General features: G+C 70.4%; 13 protein-coding genes and 1 tRNA gene. 11 read left to right on the top strand and 3 right to left on the bottom strand.

The features are described from left to right. Nucleotides 1–290: 290 nt before the first annotated feature. On the bottom strand, nucleotides 291–1,868 hold the full coding sequence (locus ACGFW5_RS30325) for a potassium/proton antiporter (protein WP_393837514.1): 1,578 nt from the start codon (nucleotides 1,866–1,868) through the stop codon (nucleotides 291–293). Nucleotides 1,869–2,121: 253 nt separating this feature from the next. On the opposite strand from ACGFW5_RS30325, the gene ACGFW5_RS30330 reads away from it, so the two are divergent. Next, entirely contained in the window at nucleotides 2,122–4,875 is a 2,754-nt protein-coding gene (locus ACGFW5_RS30330) for a penicillin acylase family protein (RefSeq protein ID WP_393837515.1), read from the top strand. A 157-nt stretch (nucleotides 4,876–5,032) separates the two neighbouring features. Here ACGFW5_RS30330 and ACGFW5_RS30335 read toward each other — a convergent pair whose 3' ends face one another. Further along, nucleotides 5,033–5,614 (bottom strand): 5-formyltetrahydrofolate cyclo-ligase, encoded by a 582-nt coding sequence (locus tag ACGFW5_RS30335; RefSeq protein WP_393837516.1) that lies wholly within the window; start codon nucleotides 5,612–5,614, stop codon nucleotides 5,033–5,035. Between the two features lie 104 nt (nucleotides 5,615–5,718). Here ACGFW5_RS30335 and galU point away from each other — a divergent pair, with 104 nt between their 5' ends. From galU to ACGFW5_RS30385, 10 genes are all read left to right on the top strand, one after another. Next, on the top strand, nucleotides 5,719–6,621 hold the full coding sequence (gene galU, locus ACGFW5_RS30340; RefSeq protein ID WP_393837517.1) for a UTP--glucose-1-phosphate uridylyltransferase GalU: 903 nt from the start codon (nucleotides 5,719–5,721) through the stop codon (nucleotides 6,619–6,621). A gap of 6 nt (nucleotides 6,622–6,627) precedes the next feature. Continuing rightward, a complete protein-coding gene (gene glp, locus ACGFW5_RS30345) occupies nucleotides 6,628–7,929 on the top strand; it encodes a gephyrin-like molybdotransferase Glp (RefSeq protein ID WP_393837518.1) in 1,302 nt (433 codons plus the stop codon). A 59-nt stretch (nucleotides 7,930–7,988) separates the two neighbouring features. Next, entirely contained in the window at nucleotides 7,989–8,486 is a 498-nt protein-coding gene (gene moaC / locus ACGFW5_RS30350; RefSeq protein WP_393837519.1) for a cyclic pyranopterin monophosphate synthase MoaC, read from the top strand. Continuing rightward, nucleotides 8,483–9,082, top strand: a complete 600-nt coding sequence (locus ACGFW5_RS30355) for a molybdenum cofactor biosynthesis protein B (protein WP_393837520.1) — start codon at nucleotides 8,483–8,485, stop codon at nucleotides 9,080–9,082. Before moaC ends, ACGFW5_RS30355 begins: the two co-directional genes overlap by 4 nt. Then, complete coding sequence (locus tag ACGFW5_RS30360) at nucleotides 9,079–9,705, top strand: GNAT family N-acetyltransferase (RefSeq protein WP_393837555.1); 627 nt, start codon at nucleotides 9,079–9,081, stop codon at nucleotides 9,703–9,705. Before ACGFW5_RS30355 ends, ACGFW5_RS30360 begins: the two co-directional genes overlap by 4 nt. Nucleotides 9,706–9,879: 174 nt before the next feature. Then, nucleotides 9,880–11,094, top strand: a complete 1,215-nt coding sequence (gene glpR, locus ACGFW5_RS30365; RefSeq protein ID WP_393837521.1) for a gephyrin-like molybdotransferase receptor GlpR — start codon at nucleotides 9,880–9,882, stop codon at nucleotides 11,092–11,094. A 75-nt stretch (nucleotides 11,095–11,169) separates the two neighbouring features. Continuing rightward, a tRNA-Ala gene (locus ACGFW5_RS30370) sits at nucleotides 11,170–11,243 on the top strand. Nucleotides 11,244–11,917: 674 nt separating this feature from the next. Further along, nucleotides 11,918–12,130, top strand: coding sequence for a helix-turn-helix transcriptional regulator (locus tag ACGFW5_RS30375; protein ID WP_393837522.1), 213 nt, complete (start codon nucleotides 11,918–11,920; stop codon nucleotides 12,128–12,130). Continuing rightward, the gene (locus ACGFW5_RS30380; RefSeq protein ID WP_393837523.1) at nucleotides 12,120–12,506 is read left to right on the top strand and encodes a hypothetical protein; all 387 of its coding nucleotides are present in this window, start codon (nucleotides 12,120–12,122) and stop codon (nucleotides 12,504–12,506) included. The genes ACGFW5_RS30375 and ACGFW5_RS30380 overlap by 11 nt, the downstream gene beginning before the upstream one ends. A gap of 758 nt (nucleotides 12,507–13,264) precedes the next feature. Beyond that, on the top strand, nucleotides 13,265–14,416 hold the full coding sequence (locus ACGFW5_RS30385; protein ID WP_393837524.1) for a hypothetical protein: 1,152 nt from the start codon (nucleotides 13,265–13,267) through the stop codon (nucleotides 14,414–14,416). A gap of 440 nt (nucleotides 14,417–14,856) precedes the next feature. On the opposite strand, the gene ACGFW5_RS30390 is transcribed toward ACGFW5_RS30385, so the two are convergent. Next, complete coding sequence (locus ACGFW5_RS30390; RefSeq protein ID WP_393837525.1) at nucleotides 14,857–15,735, bottom strand: YwqG family protein; 879 nt, start codon at nucleotides 15,733–15,735, stop codon at nucleotides 14,857–14,859. Nucleotides 15,736–15,933 lie beyond the last annotated feature (198 nt).

Here is a 15,933-nt window from a genome sequence, read left to right on the forward strand (position 1 = left end):
CCTTGCCTTTCTGCCGCCTGGTAGCGCGCCCCATGCACGGATTGTGGGTGCGGGCGTTGCCGAGAGCTGTCCTCTTGCGCGGATCTGCGGTAGATGCCGGGGGCTGCTGCGGGGAGCTCCCGACCGCCATACGGTCGCGCCAGCTCTGCGTCAGGCAGAGTTGGTCGATCAGTGGTGTGCCTTCATGATACAGAGGTTTGGCACTCCGTGCCTACGAAACCGCACGGAGTGCCGTCTTTCGGCCTGTGTTTATCGGGCCTTCACCCGGCGCGACGGGGCGTCACCCGCCCTTAACGCGGTGTTCGCCGCGGCTTGGCGTTGCGGGCCTGCGCGCCCGCCGGGGCGCCGGCGCCCAGCCAGCCCGCGAGCTTGCCGCCCTCGCCGACCGCCCGCAGCCGGGATTCCGCCGCGTCCCGTACCGGATCGGTCGCGACCACCAGGAGCTCGTCGCCGCGGCGCAGCATGGTCGTGGGCCCCGGCACGAAGCTCGCGCCGTCGCGCACGACCAGGGTGACGGCGGCGCCGGGCGGCAGCCTCAGCTCGTGCACCTCCACGCCGTGCATGCGCGACGTCGAGGGGATGGCGACGGACAGGAGGTGTCCGCGCAGCCGCTCAAGGGGTGCCGATTCGACGCCGAGGTCGGCGGCCTCGTCGGCGTCGGAGAGCTGGAGCTTGCGGGCCAGCCACGGCAGCGTCGGACCCTGGATCAGGGTGTAGACGACGACCAGGATGAAGACGATGTTGAAGATCTTCTCGCTGCCCTCGATCCCGGAGACCATCGGGATGGTGGCGAGGATGATGGGCACCGCGCCGCGCAGGCCGGCCCATGACATCAACGCCTTCTCCTGCCACGGCAGCCGGAACGGCAGCAGGCTGAGCAGGACTTCGAGCGGCCGGGCCACCATGGTCAGGACGAGGCCGATGATCACGGCCGGCCAGAAGTCGTCGGTCAGGTTGTGCGGGGTGACCAGCAGCCCCAGCAGGACGAACATGCCGATCTGGGCGAGCCAGCCGAGCCCGTCGGCGAAGCCGCGGGTGGCCGGCCAGTGGGGGAGCTTGGCGTTGCCGAGCATCATGGACGCGAGGTACACCGCGAGGAAGCCGGAGCCGTGGGCCATCGCGCCGGCCGCGTAGGCGCTCACCGCGATCGCCATGACGGCGATCGGATAGAGACCGGACGCGGGCAGTGCCACATGCCGCAGCCCGTACGATCCGAGCCAGCCGACGGCCAGCCCGATCGAGGCGCCGATGGCCAGCTCCAAGGCTATCTTCCCGACCAGCAGGTACCAGGAGTCGACCGGCCCCGGTGTGGAGAAGGCGACGACCAGGATGACGACGGGGGCGTCGTTGAAGCCGGACTCGGCCTCCAGGACGCCGGTGATGCGCGAGGGGAGCGGCACCTTGCGCAGTACGGAGAAGACGGCCGCGGCGTCCGTGGACGACACCACCGCGCCGATGATGAGCGACTGGCGCCATTCGAGGCCCACCAAGTAGTGCGCGCCCGCCGCCGTGACGCCCACGCTCACCGCGACGCCGACGAGCGAGAGGACCATGGCCGCCGGCAACGCGGGCCTGATCTCCTTCCACTTGGTGCCGAGGCCGCCCTCGGCCAGGATCACCACGAGCGCGGCATAGCCGATCACCTGCGTCAGTTCGGCGTCGTCGAACCTGACGTTGAAGAGGCCGTCCTGCCCCATCACGATCCCGATGCCGAGATACAGGAGCAGGCTGGGGAGCCCGCTGCGTGAGGAGATGCGCACCGCCGCGACGGCGATGAGCAGGACGAGCGAGCAGATGAGCAGGAGTTCGTTGAGCTGGTGGACAGTCAGTGGCCGATCCTTCCCCTCAGGCGCCGCAGGCACCCCCATGAAAATCGTGCATCCCGGGACGCCTGGTGCGCATCCGGGGGCCCTCGGGCACACCAGGTGAAACGTTTTGCCGCCCAAGGTACTTCGTTACCTTACCTAATCTTTGACGCTTTCTTTACGCACGGACCGCGTCGCACCGACCCGCGCCGGTGTCCCCGTACGTGAACGCGGACACCGCGTCCGGGGCCGTCAGTGGCTGCGCCTATGGTTGCTCCCAGTACTCCTGGACCACCCTGCCCCTCGAAGGACAGCGATGCCCGCCACCACAACCGCCCCTTCCGCCGGTACGACGGCCGGCAAGACGACCAGGAAGAGGGGCCGCCGCCTCAGGCTGTTCGTCCTCGTCCTGGTGCTGGCGCTGGTCGCGGGCGTCGCCTACGGCGCGTACTGGGGAGTCAGTACCGTGCGCGCCTCCTTCCCGCAGACCACCGGCACCCTCAAGGTCCCCGGGCTGCTCGGTAAGGTCGAGGTCAAGCGCGACGACTACGGCGTCCCGCAGATCTACGCAGACAACGACGCGGACCTGTTCACGGCCCAGGGCTACGTCCAGGCGCAGGACCGCTTCTGGGAGATGGACGTCCGCCGGCACATGACCTCGGGCCGGCTCTCGGAGATGTTCGGCAGCGGCCAGGTCGACACCGACGCCTTCCTGCGCACGCTGGGCTGGCGCAAGGTCGCGCAGCAGGAGTACGACACCCAGCTGTCGCCCGCCACCAAGAAGTACCTCCAGGCGTACTCGGCGGGGGTGAACGCGTATCTCAAGGGCAAGGACGGCAAGGACATCTCCGTCGAGTACGCGGCCCTGAGCTTCAGCAACGACTACCGGCCGGAGGCCTGGACGCCGGTCGACTCGGTGGCCTGGCTCAAGGCGATGGCCTGGGACCTGCGCGGCAACATGCAGGACGAGATCGACCGCTCCCTGATGACGAGCAGGCTCAGCCCGCAGCAGATCAAGGACCTGTATCCGGCGTACCCGGCCGCCACCCACCGCCCCATCGTCGACCAGGGCTCGTACAACAAGGCGACCGGGAAGTTCGACCCCCAGCGCGCCCCCACCGCCTCCGACGGCGCGTCAGGGACCGCCCAGGACGCGCTCAAGGGCATGCAGAGCCAGCTCTCCTCGCTCTCCGACACCCTGGACAAGATCCCGGCGCTGCTCGGCCCCAACGGCAGCGGCATCGGCTCCAACTCCTGGGTGGTGTCGGGCCAGTACACGACGACCGGCATGCCGCTGCTCGCCAACGACCCGCACCTCGCGCCGATGATGCCCTCGCTCTGGTACCAGATGGGCCTGCACTGCCGGAAGCTGTCCAGCACGTGCACCTACGACGTGGCGGGCTACACCTTCTCCGGCATGCCCGGCGTGATCATCGGCCACAACCAGGACGTCTCCTGGGGCTTCACCAACCTCGGCGCCGACGTGACCGACCTGTACCTGGAGAAGATCTCCGGCTCCAACTACCTCTACGACGACCAGGAGAAGCCCCTCGCCACCCGCGAGGAGGTCATCAAGGTCGCCGGCGGTCCCGACAAGACCATCACCATCCGCGAGACCAACAACGGTCCCCTGGTGTCCGACCGCGACGACGAGCTGGAGACGGTCGGCCAGAAGGCACCCGTCAACACCGCCGCCCCCGACCGGGGCGCCGGTTACGCGGTCGCCCTCAAGTGGACGGCGCTCGACCCCGGCAAGTCCATGGACGCCGTGTTCGCGCTCGACAAGGCCCATGACTTCAAGTCCTTCCGCAGCGCCGCCAAGGACTTCGAGGTGCCCGCGCAGAACCTGATCTACGCCGACACCAAGGGCAACATCGGCTACCAGGCGCCCGGCAGGATCCCGGTCCGCGCCGACGGCGTCGACGGCACCATGCCGGCGCCCGGCTGGGACTCCAAGTACACGTGGAAGAAGGACTACGTCCCCTTCGACGCGCTGCCGTACGAGTACAACCCCAAGCGGGGCTTCATCGTCACCGCCAACCAGGCCGTGATCGACGAGAAGAAGTACCCGTACCTGCTCACCAAGGACTGGGGCTACGGCACCCGCAGCCAGCGGATCAACGACCTCATCGAGTCGAAGATCAAGGGCGGCGGGAAGATCTCCACCGAGGACATGCAGAAGATGCAGATGGACAACAGCAGCGAGATCGCCGCGCTCCTGACGCCCGCCCTGCTGAAGATCGACGTGTCGGACCCCTCGGTGCGCGAGGCGCAGAAGCTCCTCGAAGGCTGGGACTACACCCAGGAGAACGACTCGGCGGCCGCTGCCTACTTCAACTCGGTGTGGCGCAACGTCCTGAAGCTGGCGTTCGGCAACAAGCTGCCCAAGGAGCTGCGCCCCAAGGGCGAGTGCCTGTACGTGACGCCGCCGGCCGGCACGGGCCCGGTCGACGACCCCGACAAGAAGGTCTGGGAGTGCGGCGAGCGCGACGGCGACTCGGCGCAGCCCGACGGCGGCGACCGGTGGTTCGAGGTCGTCCGCAAGATCTTCAACGACCAGAACAACACCTGGTGGAAGGCGCCCGCGACGCGTCTGGACAAGGCCACCACGACGCGCGACCAGCTGCTCGCGCGGGCCATGAAGGACGCCCGCTGGGAGCTGACCGCCAAGCTCGGCAAGGACACCACGACCTGGACCTGGGGCCGGCTGCACCAGCTGACGCTGGAGAACCAGACCCTCGGCAAGGAGGGCCCCGGCTTCCTGCGGTACGTCCTCAACCGCGGCCCGTGGAACCTGGGCGGCGGGGAAGCCGCGGTCGACGCCACCGGCTGGAACGCGGCGAGCGGCGACTACGGCGTCACCTGGGTCCCCTCGATGCGGATGGTCGTCAACCTCAAGGACCTCGACAAGTCCAAGTGGATCAACCTCACCGGCGCATCGGGCCACGCCTACAGCGCCCACTACTCGGACCAGACCGAGAAGTGGGCCAAGGGCGAGCTCCTCGACTGGTCGTTCAGCGGGAAGGCGGTCGACGCGTCGACGGTCGACACGCTGACGCTCACGCCGTAGTACGGGCCTTCGCTGGGCCCGGCCGACTCGGCGCGGCCCGGCCGACTGGGCTGGGCCGGCTCGGCTGGACCGACGCGGCGCGGATACGCCGACTCGGCGCCGCGCCGCTCGGCCGGCTCAGGCCGACTCAGACCGGCTCAGACCGCCTCAGACCGGCTCAGGCCGAAAAGCGTGTCACTCCCTCGGGGGTGACCACCGCCTGCACGGGGTGGTCGTGCGGTTCCACCGGAACCCGCGCGACCACCTCGTTCGCGTACAGGAGCACCACCAGGGCCGGCGTGTGGCCGGACGCCTCGATGCGGGCCAGGGCCCGGTCGTAGGAACCGCCGCCGCGGCCGAGCCGCATGCCGCGCGCGTCCACCGCGAGACCGGGCAGCAGCACGGCGTCCGCTGCCGTCACGGCGTCCGGCCCGAGCCGTTCGCCGTCGGGTTCGAGCAGTCCGCGCCCGGCGGGCACCAGGCGCTCGGGCCCCGCATAGGCGGCCCAGTCCAGGTCGTTGTCCGCGAGCAGCACTGGCAGCAGCACCCGTACGCCCCGGGCGTACAGGGAGTGGACGAGGGCGCGGCTGCCCGGCTCGCTGCCCACCGAGATGTAGGCGGCCACCGTGCCGGCCCCCGCCAGTTCCGGCAGCGCCAACGCCCGGTCGGCGAGCCTGAGCGAGGCCGTGAGCAGGTCGTCGGCCGTCCGCCCCTTCCTGGCATCGAGGAGACTGCGCCGCAAGCGTGCCTTTTCGGTCATGTGATCACTCACCGTATTTCTGCGATCCCCTCAAATGCGCGGTTAAGAGAGCGAATTCACCGGAGAATAATCTTCCGCACATACGCAGCGGATAGGGTGCCCGCATGACTCAGTCGCCCCCTCGGATCACCAAGGCTGTCATCCCCGCCGCCGGGCTCGGCACCCGGTTCCTTCCGGCCACCAAGGCCACGCCGAAGGAGATGCTGCCGGTGGTGGACAAGCCGGCCATTCAGTACGTGGTGGAGGAGGCGGTGGCGGCGGGCCTGTCGGACGTGCTCATGGTGACCGGCCGCAACAAGCGTCCCCTTGAGGACCACTTCGACCGGAACTACGAACTGGAGTCGGCGCTGACCCGCAAGGGCGACGCGGACCGGCTCGCCAAGGTGCAGCAGTCCAGCGACCTGGCGACCATGCACTACGTACGCCAGGGGGACCCGCGAGGCCTCGGCCACGCGGTGCTGTGCGCGGCGCCGCACGTGGGGGACCAGCCCTTCGCGGTGCTGCTCGGCGACGACCTGATCGACGCCCGTGACCAGTTGCTCTCGCGGATGGTGGAGATCCAGGAGCACGAGGGCGGCAGCGTGATCGCCCTCATGGAGGTCGACCCCGAGCAGATCCACCTCTATGGCTGCGCGGCCGTCGAAACCACCGCGGAGAGTGACGTGGTCCGGGTCACCGGGCTCGTCGAGAAGCCGGAGCCCGCCGACGCGCCTTCCAACCTCGCCGTCATCGGCCGCTATGTCCTCGACCCGGCGGTCTTCGGCGTACTGCGCACCACCGAGCCCGGCCGCGGCGGCGAGATCCAGCTCACCGACGCCCTCCAGCACATGGCCGCGGACGAGTCGATCGGCGGCCCGGTGCACGGAGTCGTCTTCAAGGGCCGTCGCTATGACACGGGTGATCGCGGAGACTATCTGCGCGCCATTGTCAGACTGGCGTGCGAACGTGAAGACCTGGGCCCGGACTTCAAGGCCTGGCTTCGCCGGTACGTCACCGAGGAGATGTAGGCACCCGTGAGCAACACGATCTGGTCGGTGGACGAGCACCTGGACGACATCCTCGCCGCGGTCCGCCCGCTCGAACCCATCGAGCTGCAACTGCCCGACGCCCAGGGCTGTGTCCTGGTCGAGGACGTCATGGTGCCTGTCGCGCTGCCGCCCTTCGACAACAGCTCGATGGACGGTTACGCGGTGCGCGTCGCCGATGTCGCGGGCGCCAGCGAGGAGTTCCCCGCGGTGCTCACCGTCATCGGCGATGTCGCGGCGGGCAGCGGAGAGCTGCCCACCGTGGGCCCCGGCCAGGCCGCCCGGATCATGACGGGCGCCCCGCTGCCGCCCGGCGCCGAGACCGTCGTCCCCGTCGAGTGGACCGACGGCGGGTCAGGTGAGGGCGCCGCCCTCGCCATGCGCCCGGCGGGGGCCGCCCCCGAAGGGGCGAGCGGCGAGGTGCGGGTGCACCGCGCCGCCGAGGCGCGCGCCCATGTCCGCGCCCGCGGCAGCGACGTCCAGGCGGGCGACCTCGCCCTGGCGGCCGGCACCGTGCTCGGCCCGCCCCAGATCGGGCTGCTCGCCGCGATCGGCCGCGGCACCGTCACCGTACGGCCGCGCCCGCGCGTGGTGGTGCTCTCCACCGGCAGCGAACTGGTCCAGCCCGGCGAGCCGTTGGGCGACGGCCAGATCTACGACTCCAACAGCTTCGCCCTGGCCGCCGCCGCCCGGGACGCGGGCGCCATCTCCTACCGGGTCGGCGCGGTCACCGACGACGCGGCGGTACTGCGCGACACCATCGAGGACCAGTTGATCCGCGCCGACCTGCTGGTCACCACCGGCGGGGTCAGTGTCGGCGCGTACGACGTCGTCAAGGAGGCGCTGTCCTCCGTAGGAGACGAGGACGAGCCGGGCAGCGGCATCGACTTCCGCAAGCTGAAGATGCAGCCCGGCAAGCCGCAGGGCTTCGGCTCGATCGGCCCCGACCACACCCCACTGCTCGCGCTGCCCGGCAACCCGGTCTCCTCCTACGTCTCCTTCGAGCTGTTCGTACGCCCCGCGATCCGCACCCTGATGGGCCTGGACGACATCCACCGGCCCACCGTGCGCGCCGCCCTGAAGACCGGCAAGGCGCTGTCGTCGCCCGCCGACCGGCGCCAGTTCCTGCGCGGCACCTACGACGCGGAGTCGGGCACAGTCAGCCCCGTCGGCGGCACCGGATCGCATCTCATCGCGGCGCTCGCGCTCGCCGACTGCCTCATCGTGATCCCCGAGGACACCACATCGGCGGAGCCCGACAGCGAGGTGGACGTGGTCCTGCTCGGCTGAGCGGCGGCCGGTGGGGGTACGGTGTCTGCCCACAGAAGCCGTACCGGGAGCGCCACCGAATGAGTACGACGCACAGCAGGCTCACGCACATCGACGAGGCGGGCGCGGCCCGCATGGTCGATGTCTCCGAGAAGGACGTCACCGCACGCACCGCCCGCGCGAGCGGCCGCGTACTGGTCTCGCCGCGCGTGGTGGAGCTCCTGCGCGGCGAGGGCGTGCCCAAGGGTGACGCCCTCGCGACCGCGCGCATCGCCGGGATCATGGGCGCCAAGCGCACCCCCGACCTCATTCCGCTGTGCCACCCGCTGGCCGTCTCCGGCGTGAAGCTCGACCTGGCGGTCACCGACGAAGCGGTGGAGATCCTGGCCACGGTCAAGACCACGGACCGCACGGGTGTCGAGATGGAGGCGCTGACCGCCGTGTCGGTGGCCGCGCTCACCGTCGTCGACATGGTCAAGGCGGTCGACAAGGCCGCCGTCATCACCGACGTCCGGGTCGAGGAGAAGACCGGCGGCAAGTCCGGCCACTGGAACCGGCCCGGAACGGCCGCGTCATGACGCCCCCTCAGGCAGGCCGTGTCCCGTCGCGCCCGGGACCGCAGTCCACGGCGCCCTTCCCGCGGGGCGGCGAAGACCTCGGCGAGGCGCTGCTCGCGCCGTACGCCGCCCTCGTCGTCACGGCGTCCAACCGGGCGTCCGCCGGCGTGTACGCGGACACGGGCGGACCACTGCTCGCCGAGGGCCTGGGAGCGATGGGCTTCGCCGTGGACGGGCCGCTGGTCGTGCCCGACGGCGACCCGGTGGAGCAGGCGCTGCGCGCCGGAGCGGCCGCCGGGTACGACGTGATCGTCACCACCGGCGGCACCGGCCTCTCGCCGACCGACCGCACCCCCGAGGTCACCCGCGCCGTCATCGACTACGACGTCCCCGGGATCCCCGAGGCCATCCGCGCCGAGGGCCTGGCCAAGGTGCCCACGGCCGCCCTCTCCCGCGGCCTCGCCGGAGTGGCGGGCGGGCGCACCCTGATCGTCAACCTGCCAGGATCGTCCGGCGGCGTACGCGACGGGCTCGCCGTCCTGGAGCGGATCCTGCGGCACGCCGTGGACCAGATCCGCGGCGGCGACCACCCCAGACCCGCGGGGAGCCCGAGCTGAACGTTCCTTCCTGGCCGGTCGAGCTGGCGGAGGGCGATGTGGTCCTCCGCCCCATAAAGGTGCGCGACCAGCGGGCCTGGCGCGAGGTCAACCGGCGCAACCGCGACTGGCTGCGGCCCTGGGAGGCGACGGTTCCGCCGCCCGCGCCGGGCGCGCCCTTCGCGCAGCGTCCCACCTACCGGCAGATGGTCCGCCATCTGCGGTCCGAGGCCAACGCGGGCCGCATGCTGCCGTTCGTCATCGAGTACCAGGGCCAGCTGGTGGGCCAGCTCACGGTCGCCGGGATCACCTGGGGCTCGATGTGCTCGGCCCACGTCGGGTACTGGGTGGACCGCGAGGTGGCCGGCCGTGGCGTGATGCCGACGGCCGTCGCACTCGCCGTCGACCACTGCTTCCGCGCGATGGGCCTGCATCGCATGGAGGTGTGCATTCGCCCCGAGAACGCGCCGAGCCGCCGGGTCGTGGAAAAGCTGGGTTTCCGCGAGGAGGGAGTGCGCCCGCGCTATCTCCACATCGACGGGGCCTGGCGCGACCACCTCGTGTACGCGCTCACCGCGGACGAAGTCCCCGAAGGCCTCCTCGCCCGGTGGCGCCGGGCACGGCACTCCCGACCCGGTAAATAAAATAAACGTTCGAATTCGACCGGGACCCGATCCGGGTCGGATACGGATCCGATCCGCTCGTCTCGTCGAACGATCTGAGAAATCACAAAAAAATCCAGTGATATCAGCCAGATCGTGCGACACACCGGCTCAATTGGCGTATCCCCGCGCGCCCCTCCCTCTACGGTGTGGTGTGTGAGCAGCAGCGGCCTCATTTACGCAGTCATCGTCGGGGCCTGGGCCGCCTACTTGGTGCCGATGTGGCTCCGCAGGCAGGACGAGCTCAACGAGGCACGCCCGACGGAACGCTTCAGCACCGCCATCCGGCTGCTGTCCGGGCGGTCGGCCATGGAGCGCCGGTACGCCAAGGAGCTGCGCCAGCGGGCCGCCGATGAGGCAGAGTCCGAGGCGGGACCGGGCGCCCCAGCGGACGCCCTCACGGAACCCCTCGCCACCCCCGGGGAGCCCGTCGGCGGCCGGGAGTTCGCCGTACCCCAGGCCCGCGGCAGGCGCCCCGCCCCGCAGGACCACCAGGACCGCCAGGACCAGCGGGATGCGCGGGAGGACCAGCGGGATCAGCGGGAGCGTCAGGAACAGCGCCCGGAACGTCAGGAGCAGCGCCCGGAACGTCAGAAGCGCGGTGAGCTCCCCACCGGGGACCCCCGGCGCCCGCGAGTGGTCCGCCCCGGGAACGGGGCATCGGCCGAGCGTGCCCGGCGCGCTCAGCGCAGCGCGGTGCTCGCCCGGCGCCGACGCACCACCGTCGTCCTCTTCCTCGCCTTCACGCTGGGCGCGATCGTGGCGGCGGTCGGCGGCCTCGGCTTCCTGTGGGCGCCGGCCTTCCCGGCCGCACTGCTGAGCGCGTACATCGTCCACCTGCGCATTCAGGAGCGGCGGCGCTTCGCGTTCACCATGGACCGCCGTCGCGCCGAGGCCGCGGCGCAGCGACTGCGCGAGAGCCGGCCGCGCGCGCGGGCCACGGCGCCGGGCGCGGAGGCCGACGACGAAGCGGAGTCCCACCACCCGGCCCCCGTGCCCGAACCCGCGCCCGCCCCCGCCCTCTCCCCGCAGGAGGCCGGACGGCGCGCCCTGGTCGAGCAGACCGACCACGCGGAGTGGGTCGACCAGCAGCGCGAGCGCGGGCCCGAGCGCGGGGCCAGCTGGGACCCGGTGCCGGTCCCGCTGCCCACGTACGTGACCGCGCCGGTCGCCCCGCGCGCCACCGGCAGCATCGACCTGGGTGCGCCGGACACCTGGTCCTCGGCCCGCTCCTCGACGGCGGACCCGACCCCGCCCCTCGCCCCCACCACCGACGAGTCCCCCAAGCAGCGCTCGGGCCCGGGCCGGCACCGGACCCCGCTCTTCGACCAGTACGCGGACGAGGACCGGCCCCGCGCCGCCAACGAATGAAGCCCCTCCCGCTGACCAGCGAGGAACGGATTTCCAACCACTCCCTTCCGGGTGCTAAGGTTTCACTCGTTGCAAGGGCCTGTGGCGCAGTCCGGTAGCGCACCTCGTTCGCATCGAGGGGGTCAGGGGTTCGAATCCCCTCAGGTCCACAACAACGACTGTTCTTGAGTTGGCTCAGGTTCGGTTGACGAGATCCCGTCCGATCATCTTGATCGGGCGGGATCTTTGTCGTTTCCGGCGCCCTGTTCGGGGTTCGCGCGCGGGTCTTCGGCCGGGTGGGGGCTGCCGTTGTGTCGCTGCGGCCCGATGGGAGGAATTCGCAGGGCCCGCAGCACCGTTGTTGTCCGAGGCCGGTCCCATCGGGCACCGTCAGCCCTTCCCGGATCGCCGGTACGTCGGTGCGGCGCCGGACATCGTAGGGAACGCGAGGCGTGCCGGGCTGCCAAATGGGCGGCTCCTGCCGGCAGTTGGGGCGAGCTACCCCTGTGTACGCAGTCCTGTTGACGCGACCTCTGCCTCCGGTATGCCGGCCTCGCCGACACGGTGACTCCGATCCTCAGACTGATGCGGGGCCCCGCAACCAGCATCCGCCGTGGGGGGCCTGAACTCCTTCCGCCCTTCTGCGTCCCGCCCCCAAGAGGCGCCCTTGAAGGGGCAGTTGGGGATGCGCTTGCCCTTCTGTGCCGGGCGGCCGCCAGCGCGGTGAACCCATTCCTGGCGGCCGCCGGCGCGGTGAACGCGGTGCCCGAGGCGCCGTGCGAGCCCCGTCCCGCCTGTAAAGCTAGCTTGACAACCCCTGAAGGGTGTCAAGTAGGCTTTACACGTGCGAAACAGCGTCAGGAAACTGCGGTCGTCACGAGGGCTCTCCCAGGGCCGGCTAGGCACAGCCCTGGGAGTCTCGCGGCAAACCATCAACGCCATCGAGACCGAGCGCTACACGCCCTCCCTGCCGCTCGCCATGTCCATGGCCAAGTTCTTCGAAGTCAGCGTTGAGGAGATGTTTCATGTCGAGGAGAGCTCAGCAGATGACCAGTAACACAGCCAGGCGGTCCGTTCCCGGCTTCTTCCTCGCCGTCGGTGGCGCCTGCCTCGTGGCCGCGACTCTTGGCGGCCGCCTCGCCATAGGCCTGGTGACGTTTGGGATCCTGGCGGTCTGCAGTCTGGCCTTAATGCTGTTGGGACGGCGGAGCGAGACGTATCAGGGCCTCACTGCAAAGGCTCCCGACGAGCGCTTCGCCCGGATCTCGGGGCGGGCCTGGGCCGGCACGGGCGTGGTGCTTACCGTGGGCAATCTCTGCGCCTTCATCGGTGGCCTGGCATCAGGGAGAAGCGGCGATCCGTACTTCTGGTTCGTGGCCACCGCCGCCATCTCCTACATCGCGTTCGTCGCCCTGTGGGCTCGGCATGCCTGAGAAGGCGCCGCCTCGAACACTGGGCTGCCCTACGTACGGCCAGGCCGCGCGATCAATCCGGTCACCGGCGGTCGCCGCCGGGGGCGGAACCGCGGACATGCTGCGGGGGCCGGGTCGATCCGGCAGGCGGGCACCCACCCGTTGCCCGTGACGGTTCCCCAACGCACCCGGCCTCCGGTCGTGGCCTCTGCCGCGAATCGGGCGGCGGCTGCTTGCGCATACGACTCGCGCAGCCCCACGTCGGGCTGAGGGACGGCCCACGTCGGGCTGAGGGACGGCCCACGTCGGGCTGAGGGACGCCCCACGTCGGGCTGAGGGACGCCCCACGTCGGGCCGAGGGACGCCCCACATCGGGCCGAGGGATCGCGCCGAGGGACGGCCCACGTCGGGCCGAGGGACGGCCCACGTCGGGCCGAGGGACGCCCCACATCGGGCCGAGGGATCGCGCCGAGGGACGCCCCACGTCGGGCCGAGGGATCGCGCCGAGGGACGGCCCACGTCGGGCCGAGGGACGGCCCCCGCGCGAAGTGCCGTGGGCCGGCTGTGCGACCACGCGACCCGTCGGTCGAGGTTGAGGTCGGGGCGTACGAGAGCGGTGATGCGGCGGAATCCGGGAACGGGGGAGGTGCGTCCTCCGCCCTCACGACTCGCTGCACCCGTAGCCAGGGATGTGGCACGGAAGGGGTATGTCCTTGCGCCGTCCGGGCGCCGTGCCGGAGCGAGCCGACACTGTCCAGCTCCGTAAGGGTTGGCAGGCCGTGAATGCACACTTTTTGCCTTCCGAGTGGGAGTTCCAGGCCGAAGCCGGCCCCGACTTCACTCTCAGGTTCCGAAGCGCCGTCCAGATTGCCCACGGCTGGATCGTGGAAGTACTGGCGTCCGATCTGGCCCCGCTGGCGGCAGCGCCGGACGCCGCCCGGAAGTTGCAGGCGCGGCGCGGCTACCTCCGGGGAAGTCAGGCCAACCGCTGCCTCGCCGACATCCTCCGGGACCGGCCCACCGATTTCGGGGCGGTGGGCCATATCGTGCTCGGCGCAGCGGCGGCGGAGCTGGTCAACAACAGGCCTGGCGGGTTCGCCGAGGCGTTGCACGTCAGTGGGGCCGAGTGCATCGACGGCTTCCAGCGGTTGAAGATCATCGCAGAGATGGCGCAGTCCCCGACGCCCGAGCGCCTGGCCTGGTCCACGGTCCGTGTCGAGATCGTTTGCGGCCCGGCGAGGGCGCAGGCGCGACACCTCTACGACACTGCGGACGGCTGCCTGAATTCTGTCGCTGCCCAAGACCGCCTGATCCGATGCCCCCACATCAGACGGCTCATGGACATGGACTGGGAGCGGCAGGGCTACTTCGACCCCAGGCGCGGTGCGACCGCCGGGCCGCAAGGGCGGATCTTCTCGATGGCTGATGTCACGCGGGGCCTCGCGTGCCTGTCGGCGTCGCCACGGCCGGACGCGGCCAATCTGGTCGTCGACGACGAGGGACTGGAGGCCTTGTGGAGCGACATCTCCTCGCCTCTCTATCTCGGCCTTTTCCATGACCGGATGAGTCCGGTCGGGGTGATGCGAGCCGTGGAGGCGCGGCGCGCGGCGCGCGCGGCCCTGGATTCGCTGCCGAAGCGGCGTCGCGAAGGGCCTGGTCATCTCATCGCGTACGCACCCGATCTGATCTGCTGGTTCGCCTGTCACGAAGTCCTGCCGGTGGAGGGGCTGCACGATGAAGGGACGGATTACCCGTGGGGGCAGGTCATCAACGACCAGCTGCCGACGGTAACCCTGCGGGTGGCCGATGACCTTGTGGCTCGCTACCAGGCTGTGCGAGAAGCCCTCGAAACCCCCAAGCACTCCTCCTACAAGTCGGACGCGTCAGAGCTTGCGATGTGGCTTGAGGTCATCCACCACGGCGGGATGTAGACGCCTTTCGCAGGTACTGGGGACGATCGGCTCCCAGCCGTTGGGAAGCCCTGCCGAAGCATCGGCAGCCGCAGGTTCGACCCGCTCGTGAACGGCCCACGACACGACTGTTCTTGCGTTCGCTCAGGAAGGGTGACGAGATCCCGTCCGACCGCACGATCGGGTGGGATCTTGGTCGGTGCGGGGGGCGGTCGATGCCTGGTTCCAGGATGTCCAGGCTTCTCATGACCACCGTGATCGCAATGAGGGCCGTCCGGGCCGTCCGGGCCGCCTGGACCGCCTGGGCCGCCCGGCCGGGTGCTCGACGGTGCATGGGGCCGCCGACATCCATATCCCGGACAGCTCAGCGGCAGCGGCGCGCGCAGCGCCGCGGGCAGCGCCCCCACTCGGCGGGCTCCATGGGTACTGAGCGCCCCGAGCGGGAGGCGCCGCCACGGCCATCAGCTGCACTGCCAGGTGAACATCGCCCGCTCGAAGCGCCGCTCGGCCAGATCGTCCCGGCGGATCAGCCAGTACAGGGCTCCGGCATCGCCCCACATCATGTCCGCGGTGTCCTCGCTGTCGAACTGGGCCAACAGCACCCAGTTGCCCGCCTCCTGCGACAACCGGGGGTCGTCCCACGACACCTCGCCGCCCAGAACTGCCTCCGCGATTTCCATCTCCACGGGGTTCTGCACCGAGTGGGCGTGGCCGCCGATCTGATGCCCCACCTCGTCGTCGAACTCCCACAACGCGTCGAGGAACTCCTGCGAGCAGACGGGGTGGTCGTACCGGTTCCCCAGCGGAGCATCCGGGGCGAAGACGGCCCGCACCGACGGATGCCAGGGCTCGGCCGCTGTCATCTCCACCCGAGCGGTAAGCGGCACCACCGGATACGGCTTGAGCCCCGCAGGTGCCCCACGCTCCGCCACTTTCTCGTCAGCCGCCACATAGAGCACGCGGGCGCCCGCCCAGCTCTCCCGCCGCTCAGCCAGAACAAGAGCATCGCCGCCGTCCAACTGCCCGTCGAAATAGAAGAACAGCAGGGTCCCCGCCACGGGCAGGTCGATGTCCGACGCAGGCGTCGGCAGGACGGCGCAGTCGATCGAGGCGATGAACGACAGCGGGCCGTGGCCTTCCCACACCGGCCACTGCGAGGTGGTCGGCAAGGCCGGGTGGCCGCCGAGTCGGCCGACTGCATCGTCAATGCCGGCTGCTGCCCCGAGGCGCACACCAGGGCGAAGCAGACCAAGCCACTTCTCGGCAGCCTCAGGAGACAGATGCTGCAAGGCGAGAGCGCGCAGGGCATCTCGGGAACCATGTGTCATACGCCTGATCATCTACGAAGCCACTGACAGAGTCCTCAACCTAGGGAGCGACGTTGGGGCCGCCGATTCGCTGCCCAGCGGGAGGCGAAAGGCGGGATGCGGGAGGCGAAAGGTACGCGGCCGGATGCGGGATGCAGGAGGCGAAAGGCGGGATGCGCATCGGGCAGGCCCCGGCGGGGAATCCCGGGCGGGCCCCACTTCGGTGCTGGT

This window comes from Streptomyces sp. NPDC048416 (assembly GCF_043200435.1).
Lineage (GTDB): Bacteria > Actinomycetota > Actinomycetes > Streptomycetales > Streptomycetaceae > Streptomyces.

What these genes read in the sequence shown, in the direction of transcription:
- ACGFW5_RS30325 (WP_393837514.1), bottom strand. Translation starts at nt 1,868, where the DNA reads ATGGGGGTGCCTGCGGCGCCTGAGGGGAAGGATCGGCCACTGACTGTC.
- ACGFW5_RS30330 (WP_393837515.1), top strand. Translation starts at nt 2,122, where the DNA reads ATGCCCGCCACCACAACCGCCCCTTCCGCCGGTACGACGGCCGGCAAG.
- ACGFW5_RS30335 (WP_393837516.1), bottom strand. Translation starts at nt 5,614, where the DNA reads ATGACCGAAAAGGCACGCTTGCGGCGCAGTCTCCTCGATGCCAGGAAG.
- galU (WP_393837517.1), top strand. Translation starts at nt 5,719, where the DNA reads ATGACTCAGTCGCCCCCTCGGATCACCAAGGCTGTCATCCCCGCCGCC.
- moaC (WP_393837519.1), top strand. Translation starts at nt 7,989, where the DNA reads ATGAGTACGACGCACAGCAGGCTCACGCACATCGACGAGGCGGGCGCG.
- ACGFW5_RS30355 (WP_393837520.1), top strand. Translation starts at nt 8,483, where the DNA reads ATGACGCCCCCTCAGGCAGGCCGTGTCCCGTCGCGCCCGGGACCGCAG.
- ACGFW5_RS30380 (WP_393837523.1), top strand. Translation starts at nt 12,120, where the DNA reads ATGACCAGTAACACAGCCAGGCGGTCCGTTCCCGGCTTCTTCCTCGCC.
- ACGFW5_RS30390 (WP_393837525.1), bottom strand. Translation starts at nt 15,735, where the DNA reads ATGATCAGGCGTATGACACATGGTTCCCGAGATGCCCTGCGCGCTCTC.